Source organism: Pseudorhodoplanes sp., from assembly GCF_035565855.1.
Taxonomy (GTDB): domain Bacteria; phylum Pseudomonadota; class Alphaproteobacteria; order Rhizobiales; family Xanthobacteraceae; genus Pseudorhodoplanes.
The window spans coordinates 1-23,235 of record NZ_DATMRX010000220.1; the positions used below are offsets into that span (position 1 = coordinate 1).

18 protein-coding genes are annotated in these 23,235 nt (G+C 63.1%); 6 read left to right on the forward strand and 12 right to left on the reverse strand.

What is annotated here, in order from left to right; genetic code table 11:
* A partial coding sequence (locus tag VN004_RS12195) for a hydantoinase B/oxoprolinase family protein (RefSeq protein WP_325610345.1) occupies positions 1-1,259 on the reverse strand: 1,259 nt, incomplete at its 3' end.
* A complete protein-coding gene (locus VN004_RS12200) occupies positions 1,259-3,349 on the reverse strand; it encodes a hydantoinase/oxoprolinase family protein (protein ID WP_325610347.1) in 2,091 nt (696 codons plus the stop codon). The genes VN004_RS12195 and VN004_RS12200, both read right to left, overlap by 1 nt.
* A gap of 133 nt (positions 3,350-3,482) precedes the next feature.
* On the opposite strand from VN004_RS12200, the gene VN004_RS12205 reads away from it, so the two are divergent.
* The 3 genes from VN004_RS12205 to VN004_RS12215 all read left to right on the forward strand — a co-directional run bounded on the left by VN004_RS12205 (position 3,483) and on the right by VN004_RS12215 (position 7,463).
* Positions 3,483-4,256 carry an IclR family transcriptional regulator gene (locus VN004_RS12205; RefSeq protein WP_325610349.1) on the forward strand — a complete coding sequence of 258 codons (774 nt, stop codon included), beginning with the start codon at positions 3,483-3,485 and terminating at the stop codon, positions 4,254-4,256.
* 123 nt (positions 4,257-4,379) lie between these two features.
* Entirely contained in the window at positions 4,380-5,441 is a 1,062-nt protein-coding gene (locus VN004_RS12210; protein ID WP_325610350.1) for a TRAP transporter substrate-binding protein, read from the forward strand.
* Positions 5,442-5,462: 21 nt separating this feature from the next.
* Positions 5,463-7,463 carry a TRAP transporter large permease subunit gene (locus VN004_RS12215; RefSeq protein WP_325610351.1) on the forward strand — a complete coding sequence of 667 codons (2,001 nt, stop codon included), beginning with the start codon at positions 5,463-5,465 and terminating at the stop codon, positions 7,461-7,463.
* A gap of 12 nt (positions 7,464-7,475) precedes the next feature.
* Here VN004_RS12215 and VN004_RS12220 read toward each other — a convergent pair whose 3' ends face one another.
* The 6 genes from VN004_RS12220 to VN004_RS12245 all read right to left on the reverse strand — a co-directional run bounded on the left by VN004_RS12220 (position 7,476) and on the right by VN004_RS12245 (position 12,483).
* Positions 7,476-8,402 carry an ABC transporter substrate-binding protein gene (locus VN004_RS12220; RefSeq protein WP_325610353.1) on the reverse strand — a complete coding sequence of 309 codons (927 nt, stop codon included), beginning with the start codon at positions 8,400-8,402 and terminating at the stop codon, positions 7,476-7,478.
* Positions 8,399-9,610: an FAD-dependent oxidoreductase gene (locus VN004_RS12225; protein ID WP_325610354.1), complete on the reverse strand. Its 1,212-nt coding sequence runs from the start codon at positions 9,608-9,610 to the stop codon at positions 8,399-8,401. Before VN004_RS12225 ends, VN004_RS12220 begins: the two co-directional genes overlap by 4 nt.
* A gap of 13 nt (positions 9,611-9,623) precedes the next feature.
* Positions 9,624-10,610 (reverse strand): tripartite tricarboxylate transporter substrate binding protein, encoded by a 987-nt coding sequence (locus VN004_RS12230; RefSeq protein WP_325610356.1) that lies wholly within the window; start codon positions 10,608-10,610, stop codon positions 9,624-9,626.
* A 75-nt stretch (positions 10,611-10,685) separates the two neighbouring features.
* Positions 10,686-11,075, reverse strand: a complete 390-nt coding sequence (locus VN004_RS12235; RefSeq protein ID WP_325610358.1) for a cupin domain-containing protein — start codon at positions 11,073-11,075, stop codon at positions 10,686-10,688.
* The gene (locus VN004_RS12240; RefSeq protein ID WP_325610360.1) at positions 11,072-11,803 is read right to left on the reverse strand and encodes a GntR family transcriptional regulator; all 732 of its coding nucleotides are present in this window, start codon (positions 11,801-11,803) and stop codon (positions 11,072-11,074) included. The genes VN004_RS12235 and VN004_RS12240 overlap by 4 nt, the downstream gene beginning before the upstream one ends.
* Before the next feature lie 2 nt (positions 11,804-11,805).
* Positions 11,806-12,483: a DUF2848 domain-containing protein gene (locus VN004_RS12245; protein ID WP_325610362.1), complete on the reverse strand. Its 678-nt coding sequence runs from the start codon at positions 12,481-12,483 to the stop codon at positions 11,806-11,808.
* 173 nt (positions 12,484-12,656) lie between these two features.
* Here VN004_RS12245 and VN004_RS12250 point away from each other — a divergent pair, with 173 nt between their 5' ends.
* Positions 12,657-14,033 (forward strand): amidase, encoded by a 1,377-nt coding sequence (locus tag VN004_RS12250; RefSeq protein ID WP_325610365.1) that lies wholly within the window; start codon positions 12,657-12,659, stop codon positions 14,031-14,033.
* 16 nt (positions 14,034-14,049) lie between these two features.
* On the opposite strand, the gene VN004_RS12255 is transcribed toward VN004_RS12250, so the two are convergent.
* The 3 genes from VN004_RS12255 to VN004_RS12265 are packed head-to-tail and all read right to left on the reverse strand — an operon-like array spanning position 14,050 to position 19,385.
* Positions 14,050-17,271 carry an efflux RND transporter permease subunit gene (locus tag VN004_RS12255; RefSeq protein WP_325610369.1) on the reverse strand — a complete coding sequence of 1,074 codons (3,222 nt, stop codon included), beginning with the start codon at positions 17,269-17,271 and terminating at the stop codon, positions 14,050-14,052.
* A gap of 46 nt (positions 17,272-17,317) precedes the next feature.
* Entirely contained in the window at positions 17,318-18,514 is a 1,197-nt protein-coding gene (locus VN004_RS12260) for an efflux RND transporter periplasmic adaptor subunit (RefSeq protein ID WP_325610373.1), read from the reverse strand.
* A gap of 19 nt (positions 18,515-18,533) precedes the next feature.
* Positions 18,534-19,385, reverse strand: coding sequence for an alpha/beta hydrolase (locus tag VN004_RS12265; RefSeq protein WP_325610375.1), 852 nt, complete (start codon positions 19,383-19,385; stop codon positions 18,534-18,536).
* A 120-nt stretch (positions 19,386-19,505) separates the two neighbouring features.
* Here VN004_RS12265 and VN004_RS12270 point away from each other — a divergent pair, with 120 nt between their 5' ends.
* The gene (locus VN004_RS12270; RefSeq protein ID WP_325610377.1) at positions 19,506-20,468 is read left to right on the forward strand and encodes a LysR family transcriptional regulator; all 963 of its coding nucleotides are present in this window, start codon (positions 19,506-19,508) and stop codon (positions 20,466-20,468) included.
* 179 nt (positions 20,469-20,647) lie between these two features.
* On the opposite strand, the gene VN004_RS12275 is transcribed toward VN004_RS12270, so the two are convergent.
* On the reverse strand, positions 20,648-21,352 hold the full coding sequence (locus VN004_RS12275; protein ID WP_325610380.1) for a TetR/AcrR family transcriptional regulator: 705 nt from the start codon (positions 21,350-21,352) through the stop codon (positions 20,648-20,650).
* A 627-nt stretch (positions 21,353-21,979) separates the two neighbouring features.
* On the opposite strand from VN004_RS12275, the gene VN004_RS12280 reads away from it, so the two are divergent.
* Entirely contained in the window at positions 21,980-23,179 is a 1,200-nt protein-coding gene (locus tag VN004_RS12280; RefSeq protein WP_325610382.1) for a CaiB/BaiF CoA-transferase family protein, read from the forward strand.
* Positions 23,180-23,235 lie beyond the last annotated feature (56 nt).

Sequence of the window (23,235 nt, forward strand, 5' to 3'; positions counted from 1 at the left end):
ACGGTCGCCGACACGCCGTCCTCGCCGCGCTTGGCGCCCCAGCCGCCGCCGAGCGGGCCGAAGCTCGTGATGTAGAGCTTGTTGGTGTCGGGATAGAAGCCGTCGATCAGCGCGACGCAAAGATCGGCGTGATGGCCGGCGATGACCTGATCGGGAATCGCCTTCGACAAGGCCTTGAAGATCGTGTCCACCACGGTCATCGGGAAGCTCATCCACCACCGCATCGGTGCGGGGCGCACCGCGCTGACGATGCTGCCGGGCGGCAGAATGACCTTCAGATTGCGGAACGAACCGTCATTGACCGGGTAATTGGTCGGCGACGTCACGCATTTGAACGCCACCTGTGCACAGGCAATGCCCGTGGTCGGACCGGAATTGTAGAAGCCCTTCACCTGTTTCGAGACGTCGGTCAGATCGACCGTCATCTCGTCGCCGGACACGATCACCTTGACGCGGATCGGAATGCGTTTGGCGATGTCGACCGCGTCGTCGTCCATGAAGCTTTCGGCCTCATAGACCCCGTCCGGAATGGCGAGCGTACGTTCGCGCGCGGCCACTTCGGCGTGATCCATCAGCACCTCGATGCAATCGAGCACCGGCTTCTGACCGTAACGGTCGAGCAATTCGACGAAGCGCCGCTCGCCGGTCTTGATCGCGGTGATTTGCGCACGCAAATCGCCCATCGCGCGCTCCGGGAGCCGCACATTCATGCGAATGATGTCGTGGATCTCCTGGTTGACCACGCCGGCCCGCGCGTATTTCACGATCGGCATCTGCAGGCCTTCCGAGAAGATGTCGGTCGTCACGCCGCCGAGCGTACCGCCGACGTCGGGCCAGTGCGCCATGCAGCAGGAAAAGCCGACCAGTTCGCCCTCGTGAAACACCGGCATCGTAAAGGTGAAATGGTTGAGATGGCTGCCGGTAGTGTAGGCGTCGTTGGTCAGCAGAATGTCGCCCGGCTGGAAGCCCTCCTTCTCGAAATGCCGGATCTTCGCCTTCACGGTCTCCGACATGCCGCGGATGAACATCGGCAGTCCGAGGCCGATCGAGACGGTGTCGCCGGTCTTGGTGAAGATACCGACGGTGAAGTCCAGCGCCTCGTAGATGATCATGTTGTAAGCGGTGCGCATGAGGTTGACCTTCATCTCCTCGGTCACCGCCATCACGCCGTTGCGCACGATCTCGACGAGGACCGGATCGGCCGTCGTCTTGCCCGGCTTGTTCTGGGTCTTGCTGGAAGTCTTGCTGCGCCCGCTCATCACTGCGCTCCGGAAATGCTGATCACGAGATTACCGATGACGTCGACTTCGACGCGGTCACCCGGCGGCACCACGGTCGTCGAGGCATGCTCCTCGATCAGAGCGGGGCCCTGAATGCGATTGCCCGCCTTGAGCTTGCCGCGCGCGAAGGTCGGCGTCTCGGTGAAACCGGTGTCCTGGAAATACGCCTTGCGCGTGCCGGTATGCGCGTCGGCCGGCGGCGTCTCGTCGCCCTTTTCGATCTGTTCGATGCCGGGCTTCTCGACGATGCCGGTCACGGTGGTGCGCAGGCTCGCGATCTCGGCCGGTTCGCCGGGCGCCGACGTGCCATAGCGCTGGGCATGGACCGCATCGAACAGCGCCTTGATCGCCGTGCGATCCTGCGCGTCGAAATGCTCCTGCGGAATGTCCACCGTCACGGTGTGCTCCTGCCCGACATAGCGCATGTCGAGTGCGCGCTGAACGGTGATCTCTTTTGGCGCGATCGCCGACGCGGCAATTGCCTCGCGGCCCTCGCCCTCCAGCTCGCGATACACGCTCTCGAATTGCGCAAAATCGAGCTTGTCCAGCGCCGTGAACCAGGTCCGCACGAAGTCGTAACGGAGATCGGAGAACAGCATGCCGAAGGCCGAGAAATGTCCCGGCGCGCGCGGGATGATGACGGTGCGGATGCCGATCTCGCGCGCCACCGCCGTCGCATGCAGCGGGCCGGCGCCCCCATAGGCCACCAGCGCGAAACTGCCGGCATCGAGCCCGCGTTCGGTGGTCACGCCCTTGACCGCATAGGACATCTTGGTCGCGGCGATCCGCAGGATGCCGTTCGCGGCTTCGGTGACGGTCAGGCCGAGCGGCTGCGCCACCTTGTCGCGCATCGCGCGCTCGGCGGCCTCGACATCGAGCCGCATCTCACCGCCGAGGAAACGGTCGGCACCGAGCCGTCCGAGAATGAGATTGGCATCGGTGATGGTCGGCTCCGTGCCGCCGCGGCCGTAACAGGCCGGACCCGGCTCCGCGCCGGCGCTGCGCGGACCGACATGCAGCGCTCCGCCATGCTCGACGCGGGCGATCGAACCGCCGCCGGTCCCCACCTCGAAAATGTCGATGGTCGGCACCTGGATCGGCAGCGCGCGATCGTAGCTGCCGATCAGCGCGTGACCGGTGGTCAGCGCGCGACCGTCCTGGATCACGCCGGCCTTGGCCGTGGTGCCGCCCATATCGAACGCGATCGCGTTCGGCATGTTGAGCGCATGGCACAAAGCCTGTGTGCCGATTACCCCCGAAGCCGGCCCGGATTCCAGGATACGGATGCATTCGCGTTGCGCCTTGTCGAGTTCGAACAGGCCGCCGGTCGATTGCACGACGAGAAACGTGCCGCGGAAGCCTTCAGACGTGATGCGCTCGCCGATCTCGGTCAGATAGCGCTGCACCCGCGGGCCGACAAACGCATTCGCCACCACCGTCGAGCAGCGCTCGAATTCGCGATATTCCTGCGACAATTCGTGCGAGGTCGATACGAACACGCCCGGCAGCCGCTTCTGCAACAGCTCCTTGGCGCGCAATTCATGGGCCGGATTGCGATAGCAATGCAGGAACAGCACCGCGACCGCCTCGATGCCCTCGCGCTCGAGCGTATCGGCGATCGTCATCAGTTCGGCTTCGTCGAGCGGTATGTAGACTCGGCCGTCGGCGAAGAGCCGCTCGGTGACCTCGAAGCGCAGCGCGCGCGGCACCAGCGGCACATGCTTCTGGAAAAACAGATTGTAGGCGTCCGGCCGGTTGATGCGGCCGATCTCGTAGACGTCGCGGAAGCCGCGCGTGGTGATGAGCGCCGTCTTCGCGCCGGTACGCTCCAGCATCGTGTTGATGGCGACGGTCGAGCCATGCAGGAACAGCGCTGCTTCCGAGAACGCCGTTCCCGCCTTGGTTACGCCTGCCTCGATCCCCTCCACCATCGCGCGCGGCGTCGACAGGCTCTTGCCCAGCAAAAGGCGGTGTGAGGTTTCATCGAAGGCTGCGACGTCGGTGAATGTCCCGCCGATATCGGCGGCAAGACGCAGGCGTTGCGCGGATGCGGATTTGGCTGGCGACATCGGTGGCTTTTCACTCCCCGGACACGCCATCCGCGCATCTGAGGCGCGCGGGATGGGCTGGAAACGGACCGGCCGCGTCCGCGGCCGCGTTTCTCATTGACAAATTCTTTGCCTAATAGCAAATGGCGATTGCATGGCCGCTCAGCGCAAGGGCATTCAATCCGTCGAGCAGGGAGCCAAACTCCTGGAGACCTTGATCGCGTCCCGCAAACCGTTGCCGCTGCGCACGCTGGCGCAGATGTCGGGCATGTCGCCCAGCATGGCGCACCGGTATCTGACGAGTTTCATTCGCGTTTCGCTGGTGCAGCAGGACGCGACGAGCGGCCATTACGATCTCGGCACATTCGCGCTGCGCCTCGGAATGGCGGCGCTGAACCGCGCCGACTTCATCCAGATCGCCGACGACGAATTCCGGCAGCTCGTGAGCCGCGTGAATGTCGACGGCCACCTGTCGGTCTGGGGCGATTACGGCGTCACGATCGTCCGGATTTACAACAGCGAGGCGCCGCTCTTGTCGGACTTGCGGCTCGGCGCCGTGCTGCCGCTCTACGATTCCGCCGCGGGCCGTCTGTTCCTCGCCCATCATCCGCAAACGCAGGTGAACCCGATCCTCAAGTCCGAACTCGCCAAGCGCGAGGCGCAAAAGCCCTCGGCGGAAGCGATCGCGGCCGTGGCTGCGGATGTGCGGCGCGACGGATTTGCATTGATCGACGGTCAGGTGTTTCACGGTATCCGCGCGATCGCGGCGCCCATCTTCGATCCGCAAGGCGACTTGCGCGCGGCGATGTCGCTGGTCGGTAACCAGCCGAGCCTCGTCAAGGTCCCGAACCCGATCCTCGACGATCTATGCGCCACGGCGCGCCGCATCTCGCAACGCCTCGGGTGGCAAGGACAGATGCAACACTAGGAGCAACCGGAGATTTCGCAGCACTACAACACGACACGATGCGGCCTGACGCGAGCAAGACAGGCAAGGGCCGATATGCTCAAATGCCGCAAATCAAAACACGATCCAAAGTGGAGGAAAACCATGTCGATCAACCTGAACTTTCATGGCCGCGTCGCGCGGCCAGTTGCCGGTCTTCGTGCATCGCTTCTCGCAATGGCGCTCGCCTTGCCGGTGGTCGCAACCACGGCAAAGGCCGAAACGGTCCTGAAATTCGCAACGACCGTCCCCCTCGAGAACGCCACCGCGCAGCGCGTCTTCAAACCCTGGGCCGACAAGGTGAACGAGGAGGCCAAGGGCGAATTCCGCATCCAGGTCTATGGCCTCGAACTCGCGAACAGCCGCAATGTCTGGGAACGCACGCTCAACGGCGTGGTCGATATAGGCTGGGCGCTGCACGGCACCGTCGGCCTGCCCTTCCCCAAGACCTCGGTGATCACACTGCCGGCCCTCGTCGAGGACATGCAGGCAGGCGCGGCCTCATCGGCGCTGTGGAAGCTTTACGAGAGCGGACTTCTCGCCGACGAATACAAGGGGGTGAAGGTGCTTGGCCTCGTCGCCTTGCCGGTTCAGGGCCTCGCATCGAAGTCCAAGGTCGCCAAGCTCGACGACATCAAGGGTCAGAAGATCCGTTCGGCGGACAAGCTGTCGGGCGACATCGCGACCTCGCTCGGCGGCTCGCCGATTTCGCTGTCGGCGACCGAGGTCTACCAGGCGCTGAGCCGCGGCGTTGTCGATTCCGCGATCGCCAACTGGATCATGATGGGCGCGTTCCGCCTCACCGAAGTGACCAACGATTATGTCACCGGCGTCTCTCTCGGCTCGCCGTCGGGGTTCATCGTGATGAATCCGCGGGCTTATGAAAAGCTGTCCGAGAAGGGCAAGAAGATCCTCGAAAAGCATATCGGCGCCGGCATGTCGCGCGAGATCGGCGACGGTCTCGAGAAACTGTCGCACAACCTGCGCGACGGAATCGTCAAGGGCAACGACAAGTACAATGTCGTGCAGATCAGCGCGGAGGAGAAGACGCGCTGGAACAAGGCGCTGGAGGCCGCGCAGGCGCAGTGGATCAAGGACACCCCGAACGGCAAGCAGGTGCTCGACCAGTTCAAAGTCGAGTTCGAAAAGGCGAAGGCCGGAAAATAAACAAGCAAAGGCCGTCGTCCAATGCAGGACAGTGTGCTGGCCCGCATTGAGGCCGCGACCAATACCGTAAGCCGCATCGCCGCATTCGCCGGCGTGGTGGGAATGCTGATCATCGGCGTTCTCACCACGCTGGACGTCGTGGTGTTGCGTTCGTTCTTTAATTCTCCGATTGCCGGCTCGAATGAGTTTCTCGGCACCATCTTCGCCGTGGCGATTTCGGCCGTCCTGCTCAGCGGGCTCGCGCAGCGCGCGAGCCTCGAGATCGATTTCGTCAAGCTGGTGGTCAGCGAGCGCACGGCCGAATGGCTGCGCATCTTCGGCCACACGCTGTTTCTGCTCATCCTGTGCATCACCAGCTGGCAGGTCTTCGCCTATAGCTTCGAGGCGATGGCGATCGGCAAGATCACGATCGTGCTGCAATGGCAGCTTTGGCCGTTCCTGCTCGCAATCTCGTGTTTCTTCGCGCTGTGCGTTCCGATCCAGGCGGTTGTCGTCATGTCGATGATCGCCGAGCAACTCGCAAAGACGTCCGACGGCGCAGCCCTTGCAAAAGACGCAGTCCCTGCAAAAGACGCAGCCCTTGCAAAAGATAAGGCGCGCGTGCCCGCCACGGACAAGCGGATCTACGCGATCTTCGTTACGATGTGCGCAGGCGCCGTCGCCCTCGCCGCCGCCGCCTATTACGGCACGACAGCGTTCCAATCGACGTTGTCCAGCGCCAGCACCGCGTTCTCGGTCTCGATCTTTTTCGTGCTTTGGGTGCTGATCCTGTTGTTCGTTCCGATCGCCGCCGCGCTGGTCATCTCCGCGCTGATCGGCACCGGCGTCCTGATGGGCTATCCGACGGCCATGACCATCCTCGGCTCGGAGACCGTTGGCCTCATCACGAGTGAGGATCTCGCGGTGCTGCCGCTGTTCATGATCATGGGCGCGCTAGCCGGCGTCGCCGGTCTGTCCTCGGACATCTACCGGCTCGCGCATGCGACCTTCGCGCCGTTCCGCGGCGGCCTTGCGCTCGCCAGCGTCGGCGGCTGCGCCGGCTTCGGCGCGCTGACCGGATCGTCGCTCGCCACCGTCGCGACCATCGGCAGTGTCGCGATCCCGGAAATGCGCCAGCGCGGATACGCAATGCAGCTGTCCACCGGCAGCATCGCCGCCGGCGGCACGCTCGGGCAGCTCGTGCCGCCGTCCACCGCCATCGTGCTCTACGCCATCCTGGTCGAGCAATCGATCGGCCGGCTCTACATCGCCGTGCTGATCCCTGCAGCCATCACCATCGTGCTCTATGTCGCCGCGATCATGATCTGGGTGGCGATCAATCCGAAGATCGCGCCGGGGCGCTCGCCCTTCAACGGCAAGGAATTCCTGCATGCGCTGTATGCCTGCAAGAGCGTGTTCCTCCTGTTCGGCATCGTGATCGGCGGCATCTATACGGGCTACTTCACCGCGACCGAGGCGGCGGCGGTTGGCGCCACCCTCGCCTTCATCATCTGTCTCTACCGGGGCAAGCTGAACCGCGCGAGCCTCGGCGAAGTGATCGGCGAAGCGACGCGCTCCACGTCGATGCTGTATTTCGTCATCATCGGCGCGATGGTGATTTCGTTCTTCTTCGGCACCTCGGGGCTGCCGCAGACGCTCCTGAACGCTCTCACCGGCCTTGGCCTGTCGAACCTGTCGGTCCTCGGCCTGCTGATCGGCGTATTCATCGTTCTCGGCACGATCATGGATTCGTTTGCGATCATGATCGTCACCGCCGGCATCGCATCGGCCATCGTCCAGAGCCTCGGCTACGATCCGATCTGGTGGGGCATCATGATGGTCGTGCTGGTGGAACTCGGCGTGCTGACGCCGCCCTTCGGCATGAACCTGTTCGTCATGAAGGCGCTGGTGCCTGACGAGCGCATGAGCACGATCTTCCGGGGCGTCATGCCCTTCGTCGTCGCCGACCTGTTCAAGATCGCGCTGCTGGTCGCATTCCCTGCCCTGGTCCTTTGGTTGCCGACGCTGGCCTTCAGCCGATAGCGAACGCCAGGTTCAAACCACGGACGCTACGACCTGCGAATAATCCGGGTCGCCCTTCAGGATGCCGCGGCGGCGCGCGAATTCATTCATGGCGGCGACGAAGTCCGGCGTGATGTCGGTCGTGTAAAAGGGAAGATCGCGCTCGATCAGCCCGGCGATCAGCGCCGCCTCGCGTTCAGGAAAGACCTTGCGCCCGACCTGGGCTGCGAGCGACACATCCTTCTTGAGCGCCGCATGCGTTTCCTTCATCGCGGTGACGGCTCTGCGCGCATCGTCCGGATGCTTCTGCAGAAATTCATCGGTGACCGCGAGCGAAGCCATCGTGTAGTTGAAGCATTCCTTTGGGCCGTCGCCGCGGCGGATATCGAGCACCACCGTCCCGGCGCCGCTCCGCACCGCGACCTCGGTGCCCATGCCGTTCGCCCAGAAGCCGTCGATCAGGCGCTCTTCCAGCGCCTTCGCCGCGGTCAGGCCGAAATTCACGCTGGGGCTGCCGGTATTCGGAACCGGCGCAATCGTGATGTCGTCGCGTGCTTCGTCGAGGCCCGCGGCCACGAGAAGCTGCTTCAGCCCAAGATCGACCCAAGGCGCAGCGCCGATCTTGCGCCCGCGGACAACGCTCACATCGCCGCGTGCGGGATTGATGTCCGAGCGCATCACCAGAAACCAGTACATGCCCTGCCCTTGCGCACAGAGCAGCTTCACGCCGCGCCATTCCGGAAAGGCTGCCAGCGCCGAATGCGCCGACCCCGCAACGCAATCGACCTCGCCCGCGCGCAAGGCCTCGTAGGCCTTGCTCACCGGGAAGATCAACTGCACGTCCGCGTCGAGGCCCTGATCGCGAAACTTGCCGAGCTCGGTTGCCGCAATCGCGGGAAAGTACGAGTTCGAGATCAGGTCGGGGACGGCGATCCGAAAGCGCCGGGACGGAGACGTCATGCCGCTGCCTTTTGCTTGCGGACGCTTTCCAGAAGCGAGGTGCGCATCAGGAAGGCGCGATGCGCGACGGGATCGGCGGCAGTGCGCCTGAGCTGGTCGAAATTGGCCTGCCGGGACGCCGGATCCTTTTCCTCAAGACGCTTCTTGTTCGCGATCGTCTGCTGCTGGACATATTCGATGTTCATCGGACGCCGGACGGCATCGTAGGTATCGAGATCGCTCGCCGGGCGTTCGCCATGCAGAACGGACGACAGCGATCCCGACAGATGCATGGCGTCGTGGATGCCGCCATTCAGGCCGAGCCCGCCGATCGGATTATTCACATGCGCGGAGTCGCCGGCGAGGAACACGCGGCCGTGCCGGAAGCGCGCGGCGACGCGCTGGTGAACCTTGTAGATGTTGCGATGGACGATCTCGTAGGTACCCTTCTTCGGGAAGAATTTCTGCAGCCGCGCTTCGGTCGCGGCCTCGTTCAGGACTTCCTCGTCGGTCTGCCCCGGAAGCGTCGGAAACACCGCGCGCCAGCGCCCATTGCCGTCGTCGCCCGCGACCTTGAACAGGTTGGTCCACTCATCGGGGTCGGAGAAATAGGCGCGATATGCAACGCCGTGCTCGGAAGCGAAATCGAACAGCGTGGTGAGCACGAGGAAGCGTTCGGGCCAGGTATAGCCCTCGAACGGAATATCGAGCGCTTTGCGGACCGTCGAACGCCCACCATCCGCGCCGACGAGGTAGCTACCTGAAATCTTCTGTGCCTTGCCGTTCGCCGTCACCGTGATCTCAACGTGGTCGTCGGCCGGCGTGATCGCGGTCACGGGCGTTCCGAAATTGAATTCGGCATGCTTGAACGCGCGCAGCCGCTCGATCGCCATATTGGCGATCTTGTGCTGCTCGCACTGGACCACGAACGGACACGTGGTGTCGTTCTTCAGGATGTCGTGGTCGAATTCGGCAACGACACTGCGCGTCGGCCGATCCCAGAACTGAAAGGTGCGGGCGACAAGTCCGCGAGCGATGACCTCGTCGAGGAGGCCGACGCTCGCCAGCATTTCGAGCGTTGCGGGATGCAGCGTCGAGGCCCGCGGCGCATCGTTGACCACGTCCGCTGCTTCGAAAACGCGGACCGGGATATCGCGTTGCGCCAGCGCAAGCGCGGTGATGACACCGACCGGACCACCGCCGGCCACAAGCACGGGAGCCATGGTCATGTCGGCCTCCTCTTTATTGCTTGACGCCGGCGAGGGCGACAGCCTCGGCCCAGGTCGCGACGTCCTTTTCGAGCATGGCCTTGTATTCGGCGGGTGTATTGCCCAGCGGATCGACGCCGAATTCGGACAACCGCTCGGCGAAGGCCTTGTCCTTGACCGCCGCCGCGACGACGGCCGCGATTTTCTCGACGACTGGCGCGGGCGTGCCGGCCGGCGCCATCAGGCCGTTCCAGGTCAGGACGGTGTAGTCCGGATAGCCGGATTCCTTGACGGTCGGGACATCGGGGGCGAGCGGATTGCGCTTGTCCGACGAGAGCGCGAGCATTCGTACATTGCCGGCTTTCGCCTGCGGCAACGCGTCCGAGAAATTCGAGAACATCGCCGGGATGTGGCCCGCCACCACGTCCGAAAGAGCCGGCGCATTGCCCTTGTAGGGAACATGCGTCATCTCGAGCCCGGCCTTCTTGAGAAACAGCGCCATCGACAGATGGTTGAGGCTGCCGATGCCGGCCGAGCCATAGCTCAGCTGCCCTTTCCGCGCGCCGACATAATCGACGAATTCCTTGAGGGTTTTGACCGGAATGTCCTTGTTGACGACCAGCACGAAGGGGTTGGTCGCGATGTTGCTGATCGGCGCGAAGTTCTTGATCGGATCGTAGCGGACCTTGTTGACGGCCGGCACGATCGCCATCACCGGCAGCGCCGCAATGAGGAGCGTGTGCCCGTCGGGCGCCGCCTTCGACACCACTTCCGCAGCGATCGCACCGCCCGCACCGGGTCGGTTCTCGACGACGAATTCCTTGCCGAAAGCATCGCTCAGTCGCCGCGCGGTGATGCGCGCAATGCCGTCGGTGTTACCACCCGCGGCGAACGGCACGACAATAGTGACCGGCCGCTGCGGCCAGTCCTGCGCCTGAACCGGAGCCGGCAGGCTCGCCGCAATCGCAGCGATAGCGGACAACGCGGCGGCTTGAGCTACGAAACGACGGCGAGTTCTCATTTTCAAAACTCCACTTGGCATGAATTCGTTGACTTAAGGATGCGATCGCCAATACGCGCGCGAGATGCGCGCGCGCTACGCCTTGTCGGAGACGCTCTTCTCATAGAAATGCACTTCGTAGAGCAGGCAGCCGGTTTCCGACTTGAACGGGCCATGGACAGCGCCTGGCGGACGGCAGGCATAGGTCGGGGCGGTGAATTGTTCTCCGCCGTTGCCGTTCGCGTCGTTGCCGACGATCAGGTCGCCCGACACGAGGTAGACTTCTTCCCAATGATCGTGGACAAAGGGAGCGGTCGTATATTCGCCGGGCGCAAAGCGCAGGAACCGCGTGCGGCTGCCGGTCTTGTTGGTTTCGTCGAGATCGCTGGTGAGGATCTTCTGCTGGATGCCGGCGGGATAACCGGGAGGCGAAGCCCAGCCTTCGGCGAGGTCCAGCTTGAAGAATTCCAGATGCGGCTTGGTCATGTGGTTCCCCGCTCAAGGTAACGCGTGACGTTGCGACGGAAGGAATCGATGTGATTGATCATCGCCTGCGAGGCGGCGTCCGGGTCACGGGTCCTGATCGCGTCGAAAATCGCGCGATGCTCCTTCTGGACTTCCCGGTGATGTTCATGGGCGGTGAGCGAAATGAACCAGAAGCGCAGCGATCGGTCGTGCAGATTCTGCAAGATCCCCGACATCACCGCATTCTTCGCAGCACGCGCCAGCGCGATATGGAATTCGCGGTCCAGCAGCATCATCTGCTCGATATTGCGCACCTCGGTCCAGGCGTCGGCGCGATTGAGGATGTCGCCGAGGACCGATATCTCGATATGGTTGGCGCGTTCGGCCGCGAGCCTCGCGCAATACGGCTCGTTGATGCGGCGCGCATCGATGATCTGCGCGACCTCGTCGAGGCTGACCGGCTTGACGATCACTCCCTTGCGCGGGATGACTTCAAGCAGGCCGTCCTGCGTCAGCCGGTCGATCGCCTGATGGACCGGCGTGCGGCCGATCCCGATGGTGCTCGATACGTAAGCCTCGTTGATATACTCGCCCGGCTTGAACACGCAGGTGATGATGCGATGCTTGATCGCGTCATAGGCGACATCGCGCAGCGACGGAGGGACCGACGGCGCGATCGTCAGGGGCGCCGGAGTCAGCGGCGATTGCTGGACCGGCTTGACGTTGCGCTTTTGCTTAATGGCGCCCATCGTCAGCTCACAACCGGCAGCACATTAATGTCGTAGCCGCAGCGGATCGTGCGCTGCAAAACCGGATCGATCAGTTCGCACTCGAACCGCTCGGCCGGGCGAATGCCGCCGATCGCGGCCAGCGTGCCGCAGAACATCAAGGTTCCATCGCGCAGCGCGCCGCCCTCATTATAAAGAGACAACAAGGACGAAGGCGCCAGCATCTGCGCCACCGATCCGTCCTGGTAAAGCTCGCGCTTGCCGCCGATGGTCGCATAGGCGCGCAGCTTCAACTGATCCCAATGCGGCGCGACGGCGTCGTAGCGCCAGAACTCAGTGCCAATCGGCTTGTCGCAGATCTGCTTCGATGCCGCGACGCCATAGGTCTCGAGCTTGCGGTCCGTATGATCGGAGCCGATCCCGACCCACAGCGCGCCCTTGTGCTGCAGCAGGACGAACTCGGCCTCCCCGCTGGTATCGGCGCTCAGCACCTCGATGGCCCCGGCGCAGGTCACCCGCGACAGGCTGGCCAGATAGAAGATCGGCGTGCGCGAGGGCGGGGTGACGCCGATCGCTTTCAGTTCTTCGATGTGATGCGCGACGGCCGCCGGGTCGCGCCCGGTCCAGCCTGCAACCACCAGCTTGGTGAGCGGTACGGATTCGCGACGCGCTTGCGCATCCAGGAGGTCGAGCTCGGGCATGGCCCCTCTGAAATATTACTGAAATATCTCTAGGGCAGCAGGCACACGAAAGCAATTGAAAATGGTTGAAGGCTGCAATTTTAGTGAAATTTCAGTGGAATATTGCCGAGCTTTGAGCGACAAATGCTCCCCCCGGGGCACCGAGATGGGCGTCCCGAGAACGGGAAGCGGGAGTGAAAGAGGCGATGAAGACCCCTGAAGTGGACGGAGACGGGATCGACACCATTCGCGGCGCGCTCTCCTCATTCCGGCGCGGCAAGAGCCGTGAAGCCTCCGTCCGAGAGCAGCTTCACCGCATCGCGGACCCGTCAGGGGAAGGCAGCCGGACCTTCCTCAAGGTCTACGAGACGGCCGTGGCAGACGCCGCGGCCTATGACCGGGCGGCGCAGCGGGGCGAAACGCTGCCGCCCTATGCCGGTGTGACGGTCAGCATCAAGGATCTGTTCGATGTCGCAGGCGACGTGACGACGTCGGGCTCGATGCTGCTGAAGAATGCCACGCCCGCGGAGCGCGATGCCGAAGTGGTGAGGCGCCTGAAGGCCGCGGGCTTCATCCCCGTCGGCCGCACCAACATGACCGAGTTCGCTTTTTCCGGCCTCGGTATCAATCCGCATTACGGCACGCCGCTCAATCCTTACGACCGCGCAACCGGACGGATTCCCGGCGGCTCAACATCGGGGGGAGCGGTTTCCGTCAGCGACGGCATGGCAACGGTCGCGCTCGGCACCGACACCGGCGGATCGTGCCGCATCCCTGCCGCCTTGTGCGGACTGGTCGGCTTCAAGCCGACCGCAGCGCGCATGCCCTCCGAAGGATTAATGCCGCTGTCGACGTCGCTCGATTCAATCGGCAGCATCGGACAATCGGTTGCATGCTGCGCGGCCGTTGACGAAGTCATCAGCGGAGAGCCGGCGGCCACATCCAAATGCAATCTGCCGTCACTGACTTTCGCTGTTCCCTCGTCTTATGTCTTTGACGACATAGATGGGCCGACATCCGCAGCCTTTGACCGCGCTTTGCAGCGGCTCTCCGCGGCGGGGGTGAAGATCGTGACACTCAACATGCCGGAATTGCTGGATATTCCGGTGATCAACGCCAAGGGCGGACTGACCGCCCGCGAAGCCTATCTTTACCACCGCGCATGGCTCGATGAACGGCCAGACGCATACGATCCTCGGGTCCGCGTCCGCATTCTCCGCGGAAAAACGCAAACCGACGACGATTATCGGGCGACCGAGCACGCAAGACGCGAGCTCATTGCAAAAGCCGACATCACCACACGGCCGTTTGACGCCATCGTCATGCCGACCGTGCCGAGGATCGCGCCGACACTCAGCGAACTAGCGCAGGATGAGGATTACGGGCGCATCAATCTCCTGATGCTCCGCAATCCGACAATCGCCAATATGCTGGATCGCTGCGCGATCTCGCTGCCTTGTCACAAAAGCGGCGAAGCGCCGGTTGGCTTCATGCTGATGGGCGAGCGGATGGCGGATCACCGTCTTCTGGACATGGCGGCGCTGGTCGAACCGATCCTGCGCGCCGCCTGAGGCAGCGCGCAAGCCATCACTCCGCAGGTTGCGGTGCGCGCGGGACCGCGCCGTCGTGTTGTGCGAAGGCCGGCACGCTTTCGCTGTGCTTGCCGTGCTGGCGCAGCGGCCGGTTGCCGGAGGCCGCACGGAGCAGCACGTAGAACACCGGCGTCAAGATCAGCCCGAAGGCCGTCACGCCGATCATCCCGGCGAACACCGCAACGCCCATCGCCTGCCGCATCTCCGCGCCGGCGCCGGTCGACAGGACGAGGGGAAGCACCCCCATCACGAAGGCGAGCGACGTCATCAGGATCGGCCGCAGACGCAACCGCGCTGCCTCGATCGCGGCCTGGACCGGATTGCGCCCGGCAAATTCCAGCTCTCTTGCGAATTCCACGATCAGGATCGAGTTCTTCGCCGACAATCCGACCAGCACGATCAGACCGATCTGGGTGAAGATGTTGTTGTCTCCGCCCGACAGCCAGACGCCCGTCATCGCCGCAAGCAGGCCCATCGGCACGATCATGATGATCGACAACGGCAACGCCAGCGACTCGTAGAGGGCGGCCAGCACCAGGAAGACCAGGAACACGGCGAGCGGGAACACCCACATCGCCGAATTGCCGGCGAGGATTTCCTGATAGGTCAGCTCCGTCCACTCGAAGTCGAAGCCCTTTGGCAAAGTCTCGGCCGCGATCTTCTTGACGGCGGCTTGCGCTTCACCGGTCGAGAAACCGGGCGCGGCGGTGCCGTTCACATCCGCGGTGAGGAAGCCGTTGTAACGCATGGCGCGTTCCGGCCCCGCACTCGACTTCACCCGCAGCAGCGCCGAGAGCGGCACCATCTCGCCGGATGCGGAGCGCACCTTGAGCTGGCCGATATCGTCGGCCCGCGCCCGGAACTGCGCATCGGCCTGCACCCGCACCGAATAGGTGCGGCCAAACCGGTTGAAGTCGTTCGCGTAGAGCGAGCCGAGATAGATCTGCATCGTCTCGAAAATATCGGTCACGGCGACGCCGAGTTGCCGCGCCTTGACGCGATCGATGTCGGCGTAGAGCTGCGGCACATTCACCTGATAGCCGGAGAACACGCCGGAAAGCTGCGGGGTCTTCTGCGCCTGAGCGAGGAAGGCCTTGGTGGCCTGGTCGAGCGCCTCGTAACCCATGCCGGCGCGATCCTCGATCTGCAGCTTGAAGCCGCCAATGGTGCCGAGCCCCGCCACCGGGGGCGGCGGAAACATCGCGATAAAGGCTTCCTGGATCGCGCCATATTGCCGGTTGAGGCTGGCCGCGATCGCGGCGCCGCTCAGCGCCTTCGACTTGCGCTTTTCGAACGGCTCAAGTCCCGCAAACACGATGCCGGCATTGGATGAATTGGTGAAGCCATTGATCGACAGTCCCGGAAAGGCGATGGCGTGCTCGACGCCCGGCGTCTTGAGCGCGATGTCGCTCATGCGGCGGATCACCTCTTCGGTGCGGTCGAGCGTGGCGCCGTCCGGCAATTGCGCAAAGCCGACGAGATATTGCTTGTCCTGTCCCGGCACGAAGCCTCCGGGCACCGCGCGGAAGACGAGGACGGTGAGGCCGATCAGGACGACATAGACGCCCATCAGGATCGCCTTGCGGGACAGGATGCGTCCGACATTCCGGGAATAGCCCTCGGACCCGCGGCGGAAGACGGCGTTGAAGCCGCGGAACAGCCAGCCGAAGGCAAACTCCATGATCCGCGTCAGCCGGTCCTTCGGTTCATCATGCCCCTTCAGCAGCAGCGCTGACAAAGCCGGCGACAAAGTCAGCGAATTGATCGCCGAAATCACCGTCGAAATCGCAATGGTCAGCGCGAATTGCTTGTAGAACTGGCCGGTCAGACCGCTGATGAAGGCGAGCGGCACGAACACCGCGCACAGGACGAGCGCGATCGCAACAATCGGACCCGACACTTCGGACATCGCCCGGTACGTCGCCTCGCGTGGCGACAGCCCCTCCTCGATATTGCGTTCGACATTCTCAACGACGACGATCGCGTCGTCGACCACGATGCCGATCGCAAGCACGAGGCCAAACAGCGACAGCGCATTGATCGAGAAGCCAAAGGCATACATCACCGCGAAGGTGCCGACGATCGAGACCGGCACCGCCAGCAGCGGGATGATCGACGCGCGCCAAGTCTGCAGGAACAGGATCACCACCAGCACGACCAGCGCGACGGCTTCGAGCAGCGTATGCACCACCGCCTCGATCGAGGCGCGCACGAATTGCGTCGGGTCATAGACGATCGAGTAATCGACGCCTTCCGGCATATTGGCCTTTATCTCGGCCATGGCCTTGCGGATATTGTCGGAGATCGCGATGGCGTTCGAACCGGGCGCCTGGAAAATGCCAATGGCGACCGCCTGCTTGTTGTCGAGAAGCGCCCGCAAGGCATATTCGGACGCACCGAGTTCGATCCGCGCGATGTCCTTCAGGCGCACGACCTCGCCATTGGCGCCGCTCTTGACGACGATCTCGCCGAATTCCTCCTCGGTCTGAAGGCGCCCCTGTGCGTTGATCGACAGTTGCAGGTCGAGGCCCGGCATGCCTGGCGAAGCGCCGACCACGCCGGCCGCGGCCTGCACATTCTGTGCACGGATCTCGCGGACCACATCGCCCGCCGACAGACCGCGCTCGGCGACCTTCTGGGGATCGAGCCAGACGCGCATCGAATAATCGCCCGCGCCCCACAGCAGCACCTGACCGACGCCGTCGATGCGCGCCAGCCGGTCCTTGACATTGAGGATCGCGTAGTTGCGCAGATAAGTCATGTCGTAGCGATCGTTCGGCGACAGCAGATGAACCACCATCGTCAGATCGGGCGACGACTTCACCGTGGTGACGCCGAGGCGCCGCACTTCCTCCGGCAGACGCGGCTCGGCCTGATTGACACGGTTCTGCACGAGCTGGGTCGCCTTGTCGGGATCGGTGCCGAGCTTGAAGGTGACGGTCAGCGTCATCGTGCCGTCGGTCGTCGCCTGGCTGCTCATGTAAAGCATGCCCTCGACGCCGTTGATCTGTTCCTCGATCGGAGTCGCGACGGTCTCGGCGATCACCTTCGGATTGGCGCCCGGATATTGCGCGCGCACGACCACCGAAGGCGGTGCGACTTCGGGATATTCCGAGATCGGCATCACCCGCATCGCCAGCAGTCCGGCGAGGAAGATGAGAATGGAGAGCACGCCGGCGAAGATCGGCCGGTCGATGAAAAAACGGGAAATGTTCATGTCGCCCTTCCCCGCGCCGCCCGGCGCTGCGGGATTGAAATTTGGATCAGTTTCTGGACGCGGAGCGCTGCTCCATCGACACCATCTGCGGCTCGACCACCGCACCCGGCCGTACGCGCTGCAATCCGTTGACGACGATGCGCTCGCCGGATTTCAGACCGCTGGTCACGACCCGCAGACCGTCAATCGCTGGCCCGAGCGCGACTTCGCGATACGCCGCCTTGTTATCGCCATCGACCACCAGGACGTATTTCTTGTCCTGATCGGTGCCGATGGCGCGCTCGGACACGGCAAGCGCCGGTTCGGTCCGGGCCTGTCCCATGCGCAACCGCGCGAACTGGCCGGGAATGAGCTTTCCGTCCGGATTGTCGAACACCGCTCGCACGCGCACGGTGCCGGTCCTCGCATCGACCTGATTGTCGATGAGCTGCAGGCGGCCTTTGAAGGTGGTGCCGTTGCTGGTCACGGTGGACATCTCGACCGGGATGCGTTCGATCTCGCTGTTGCCGCGGCCATCTTCGCCGAGCGATTCGATCGCGCGGGCGATTACTTCCTCGTCGGCATTGAAGCTTGCATAGATCGGGTTCACCGAAACCAGCGTCGTCAGCATCGGCGAGTTCGGGCCGGCCGCCACCAGATTGCCGACCGTGATCTCGAGCTTGCCGACGCGGCCCGAAACCGGCGCACGGACCTGCGTATATTCGAGGTTGAGCTTGGCCGATTGCAACGCCGCTTCGGCGGCACGCTGATTAGCCTCGGCTTCGCGATACGCGTTCATGCGCTGGTCGAGATCGCGCTGCGATATGATCTGCGTTCCCGAAAGCTGCCGCCCGCGCTCCATTTCGTTTTTGGTCAGGAGAACGCGCGCCTGGGCAGCGGCGACTTGCGCCTCCGCACGCGCGACTTCCGCCGCATAGGGCTCGGGGTCGATGGTGATGAGGAGATCGTTCTCCTTTACCAGCGCGCCTTCGCGGAAATGGATCGACTTGACGGCGCCGGCAACGCGCGAGCGAACCTCGACGCGCTCGATGGCTTCGAGCCTTCCGGAAAATTCATGCCACAGCGCAATGTCGCGCTGCTCCACAACCGAAACCGACACTGGCAGGGCCGTTGCGGGCTTCGCCGCGGCCTGCTCGCCCGATGCGTTGTCGGAAAAAGTGATGGCGGTGCCGCTCGCTGCGAGAACCGCAAGCGCGGCAACACCTCCGAGAAGAAACCTGCGGCGGAACATGGATCGATTCATGGTCAACTCCAGAGAACCTTTAGGTCCGTACCGATTGATGATGCGAGGACAGCGCCCGGCCGGTCGCTGTGAAGAAAGCGGAGAACAGATCGCGAAGCTCGCCGCGCCAGAGGGCGTCCGGATCGGCATTGCGATAGAGCGCACAGGGCCAGCCGGTCGGCGCCTTTAGAAGATGCTCGACAACGGGGACACCCGAATCCCGAAGCTTGCGCGCATAAGTCGATGTTTCGTCGCGCAATAAGTCGTCTTCGGCGCTGACCAGCAGCGCCGGCGCAAGACCTGCGAGCCGCGACGAGCCGACCGGCGAAGCATAAGGATGCACCGCGCGTGCGGCGGAGCCGAGATAGTGATGCCAGCCGTCGGCCCATTGGCAGCCGGCGGGACCCGCCTTCGCCTCGCGCACCGAACAGGTCGCAAGGCACGGATCGAGCATCGGTGAAAGCAGGATCTGCCCGGCAAGCGACGGCGCTCTCTGGTCGCGCGCCATCAGCGCAAGCGCCGCCGCGAGATTGCCGCCAGCTTCCTCGCCCGCGACATAAAGCGGCGCCTTTTTGGCGCTCCACGAAATCTTGCCACGCGCGAGAGCGGAGAGAATGTCAAAGGTGGTATCGAGCGCCTTGGGAAAACGATGCTCCGGCGCCAGCGGATAGTCGGCCGATGTGACGATCGCCCCTGCGTCGGCCAGCAAAGTCGCCGCAGCCCGGCCGGAATCGAGATTGCCGTAAACAAACGATCCGCCATGCAGATGCAGCACCGCTGGCGCCGTCGGCGCGGCGTAGGCCGACCGATAGACGCGGACCCGAACCGCCTCACCCTCCCCGATCGGGACGGTGTGCTCACTCGAGATCACCTTTGCATCTGTGCCGGACATCGTTGACTGCATCGTCATTGCGGCCAAGGCCGCGTGGTTATTGCGATGCAACAGAAATTAGAGTACCCCTTCCGATGTTAAATAGCTATTTGATGGCTTCACTGTTTCTGTACGTGAACAATGGCCAGCAACTCTCCTCCGCAGGTTGCCGCCCTACCCCGCTACGACCAGCTGGCGGCGATGCGGGCCTTTGCTCGCGTGGTAGAAGCCGGCACCTTCACCAGCGCCGCGGCGTCGCTCGGCATGCCGAAGGCGACGGTGACCAAGCTGATCCAGATGCTGGAGGCGCACCTGCGAACCGGCCTCCTGAACCGCACGACCCGTCGCGTGACTGTCACCGCGGACGGCGCGGCCTATTACGAACGCGTGGTGCAGCTCCTCGCCGATCTCGACGAACTCGACGGCAGCATGACGACGTCGCAGGCGACGCCGAAAGGTCGCCTCCGGATCGATGTCAGCGCTCCGCTCGCATTGCACATCATTATTCCGGCGCTGCCGGACTTCCATGCGCGCTATCCCGACATTCAGGTCGACATCGGCGTGACCGATCGGCCGGTCAATCTGATCGCCGAGAATGTCGATTGCGTCGTGCGCGGCGGCGTGATTTCGGACCAGTCGCTGATCGCGCGGCGGATCGCCGAATTGCAGTTCATCACCTGCGCAGCGCCGTCCTATCTGAAGCGCCATGGCGAACCGCAAACGCCGTCGGATCTGGAGAAGGACCACTTCCTGGTCGGATATTTCAGTCCGCAGAACGGGCAGCGATGGCCAATGACCTTCGCATCAAATGGCGAGACCGTGGAGGTCACGGGCCGCTACATCGCAGCCTTCAATGACGGCAATGCCTATGTCACGGCGGGTGTTGCGGGGCTCGGCGTCATCCAGTCGCCGCTGTTCATGGTTCAGCAACATCTGGCTGACGGTCGCCTGAAACCGGTCCTTACGAAGTGGGCCGGCGAAGCCATGCCGCTTCATGTCGTGTATCCGCCGAACCGGCATCTCAGCGCGAAACTGCGCATTCTCGTCGATTGGCTTGTGGAGATTTTTGCCAAGAGCGAGCTGATGCGCCCGGCGAAATCCTGACACTTATTCGCTGCGACGACGATTACGGCGGCGCGGCATTCGTCAGGGCGCCTCGCTGACGGCGAAGGCGCCCTGCTTTGATCTCTCAGTTGTCGGAGCCGATCGCCTTGGCGCCGGACGCGAAACCGGCTGCTTTGGGCCGGCTGCCCCGCCACACCGTCCCGTCACCATTCCTTCGATCAACGGGCTTTGCCGCGAGCTGGCCTTGCATCAGCTCTGCCTTTCGGCGCTTGCCCCGGCGACAGGCCCGAAATCAGCAACCGGATCGCGCGCTCAAGGCTCGCGATCCCCGCGGACGCATCGAGATTCCCCTCCGCAAGCCACCTGCGGATCTCGACCTGATACAGACAGAAGACGACCCAGCCGATGAAACGAGGATCCTCGTGCGGAGCGATTTCGCCACGCTTCACGGCGAAACCGACGCTTTCGACGATCAATGCGAGGAAGTGCTCGCGCGTCACCTTGAACCGGTTTGCCTGTTCGCCTGAGTCATAAAACAGCATTTCACGCAGCATGAGCTTGGACAGTTCCGGCTGCTGCGCGAAATATTCGTAGTGATCGCGGAATATCGTCGTCAGGTTCTGCAACATCGATGCGTCTGGGGACAAATCACCCTTCGCTCGCCGCTCCGCTTCGGCAAGGTCCTCGTTCGCGATCAGAAACAACAGATCGCGCTTGTTGTCGGCGTAAGTAAATACGGTGCCCATGCCGACGCCGGCCCTCAACGCAATCTCCCGCGTCGTGGTGTCGTCGTATCCCTTGGACACAAACAGTTCGCGCGCCGCAGATTTGATGCGCATCAGCTTGTCGCGCTTGTTCCTCTCGCGCTGACCGATCGTCTCGCCACCCTCTCCCGCTTTTCGCGCACGTGCTTTGGCCAGCATCGATGTCCGCTTCGTGTTTCGCCGCGTCCTGTCCGAGCGGCTTGTGATGGGTGGAAACGCTTAGAATTTCAACCGCGATGATATGGACTTTCGGCTAACCTCGCCCAAATCTGAGCGCGCTCAATATTTTACGCGAACCGTCCCGCTGTCAAATCGTAATGAGCAGCCTGAAGGCCCGCCGCGGGAAGCGCTGCAACGGCGGGCCATCTGACCGTTAGGTCGCTGCACTCGCGGGACTTTTCGTAACTCTCCCCGGAGCGCGCTTCTTTGCGCTCCGGGCGCCCAGAGCACCACCTAATAAATATGTCGATCAACCAGAGTGCGAGAAAGCGCCTTGGTGCTATTGCGGAAGCACTGGCTTGCAACTTGGTTGACCAGCGCGGCCGATGTCGGCTGGCTTCTCGACAGCGCCTTCAGCAAAGACCTGTCCGCAGAGTTTTAAATGTATACAATAACGAGATTTTCTTGCCTCATCTGGCGGTGTATGCTTTCCTTTGTATACAAATCCGTTTTGGCCGAACGTCAGAGAAAATACCGGGCGTTTTTCCTGAAGAATGGCGCGGCCTGGGCCAAGCTCGATGAAGGCTTCTTTATAAGCTGAGTGCCTCCGTCGCCCTGGGACATGCAATGAAAGCTCTTTCCGATATCGTCGTCCTCGATCTCACTCATATGCTGGCCGGTCCCTACGGGACGATGCTCCTTGCTGATCTCGGCGCCCGGACGATCAAGATCGAGCCGCCGAGGACCGGAGAAGGAACGCGCCGCCTGCTCGAGCATGATCCGGAAAATTCGCTTCACGGCATGGGCGCCTATTTTCTGACCCTCAATCGCAACAAATCGAGCGTGGCGATCGATCTCAAGTCTGCCGCCGGCCGTGAGATCATGCATGGATTGGTGCGCAAGGCGGATGTCGTCTTCGACAATTTCAGCCGCGGTGTCACCAAGAGGCTTGGCCTCGACCATGAGACGCTCTCTGCGATCAATCCGCGCATCATCACCTGTTCGGTCACCGGCTTTGGCGAGACCGGTCCCTTCCCCGACCGCCCGGCATTCGACATGGTCGCCCAGGGCATGGGCGGCGGCATGTCCATCACCGGCACCGAAGGAGGATCGCCACTGCGCGCGGGCATTCCGATCGGAGACCTCGGAGGCGGCGTGTTCAGTGCGCTCGGGGTCCTTGCGGCACTGCATGCGCGGACCATCACCGGACGCGGCCAGCATGTCGACGTGTCGATGCTCGACGTGCAGATTTCCATGCTCAACTACATGGCGACGATGTACTTCCTGTCCGGGAAGAACCCAGAGCCGCTTGGCAATTCGCACTTCGTGCACGTGCCGTATGACACGTTCCGGACCAAGACACGCTTTCTGATCATTGCCATCATCACCGACAATTTCTGGCAGGCCCTCGTCGAATTGCTGGATGTCCCCGAGCTGTACCGCGAGGACTTCCGCCACCAGCCCGGACGGCTCGCGCACAAGGCGCTGATCAATGCAGCGGTGCAGGCGAAGCTTGAGACCAATACCTGCGAATATTGGCTGGAACGCCTGCGCGAGCGCCGCATTCCTTGCGCGCCGGTGAACGATTTCGCACATGCGCTTTCCGATCCGCAGGTTGTGGCCCGCAACATGGTGGTGTCCGTCGACCACCCGAAAGGCGGCTCGGTGCGGATGCCGGGCAATCCGATCAAGCTGTCCGAGACTGGGGAAGAGGCGTTTTCGCCGCCGCCCCTTATTGGCGAAGATACCGACCGGATCCTCACGGAATTTCTGGGTCTGGACAAAGCCGAGATCGAAAGGCTCCGCCGCGAGGAGGCGATAGGTTGATCAATGGCCGAACGAATCGTCATCAACGAAGTCGGATTACGGGACGGCCTGCAGAA

Excerpts from the sequence above, each read along its gene's own strand:
- VN004_RS12270 (WP_325610377.1), top strand. The coding sequence starts at position 19,506 with ATGGCCAGCAACTCTCCTCCGCAGGTTGCCGCCCTACCCCGCTACGAC.
- VN004_RS12215 (WP_325610351.1), top strand. The coding sequence starts at position 5,463 with ATGCAGGACAGTGTGCTGGCCCGCATTGAGGCCGCGACCAATACCGTA.
- VN004_RS12230 (WP_325610356.1), bottom strand. The coding sequence starts at position 10,610 with ATGAGAACTCGCCGTCGTTTCGTAGCTCAAGCCGCCGCGTTGTCCGCT.
- VN004_RS12255 (WP_325610369.1), bottom strand. The coding sequence starts at position 17,271 with ATGAACATTTCCCGTTTTTTCATCGACCGGCCGATCTTCGCCGGCGTG.
- VN004_RS12210 (WP_325610350.1), top strand. The coding sequence starts at position 4,380 with ATGTCGATCAACCTGAACTTTCATGGCCGCGTCGCGCGGCCAGTTGCC.
- VN004_RS12200 (WP_325610347.1), bottom strand. The coding sequence starts at position 3,349 with ATGTCGCCAGCCAAATCCGCATCCGCGCAACGCCTGCGTCTTGCCGCC.
- VN004_RS12265 (WP_325610375.1), bottom strand. The coding sequence starts at position 19,385 with ATGTCCGGCACAGATGCAAAGGTGATCTCGAGTGAGCACACCGTCCCG.
- VN004_RS12205 (WP_325610349.1), top strand. The coding sequence starts at position 3,483 with ATGGCCGCTCAGCGCAAGGGCATTCAATCCGTCGAGCAGGGAGCCAAA.
- VN004_RS12220 (WP_325610353.1), bottom strand. The coding sequence starts at position 8,402 with ATGACGTCTCCGTCCCGGCGCTTTCGGATCGCCGTCCCCGACCTGATC.
- VN004_RS12235 (WP_325610358.1), bottom strand. The coding sequence starts at position 11,075 with ATGACCAAGCCGCATCTGGAATTCTTCAAGCTGGACCTCGCCGAAGGC.
- VN004_RS12280 (WP_325610382.1), top strand. The coding sequence starts at position 21,980 with ATGAAAGCTCTTTCCGATATCGTCGTCCTCGATCTCACTCATATGCTG.
- VN004_RS12245 (WP_325610362.1), bottom strand. The coding sequence starts at position 12,483 with ATGCCCGAGCTCGACCTCCTGGATGCGCAAGCGCGTCGCGAATCCGTA.
- VN004_RS12275 (WP_325610380.1), bottom strand. The coding sequence starts at position 21,352 with ATGCTGGCCAAAGCACGTGCGCGAAAAGCGGGAGAGGGTGGCGAGACG.
- VN004_RS12260 (WP_325610373.1), bottom strand. The coding sequence starts at position 18,514 with ATGAATCGATCCATGTTCCGCCGCAGGTTTCTTCTCGGAGGTGTTGCC.
- VN004_RS12240 (WP_325610360.1), bottom strand. The coding sequence starts at position 11,803 with ATGGGCGCCATTAAGCAAAAGCGCAACGTCAAGCCGGTCCAGCAATCG.
- VN004_RS12225 (WP_325610354.1), bottom strand. The coding sequence starts at position 9,610 with ATGACCATGGCTCCCGTGCTTGTGGCCGGCGGTGGTCCGGTCGGTGTC.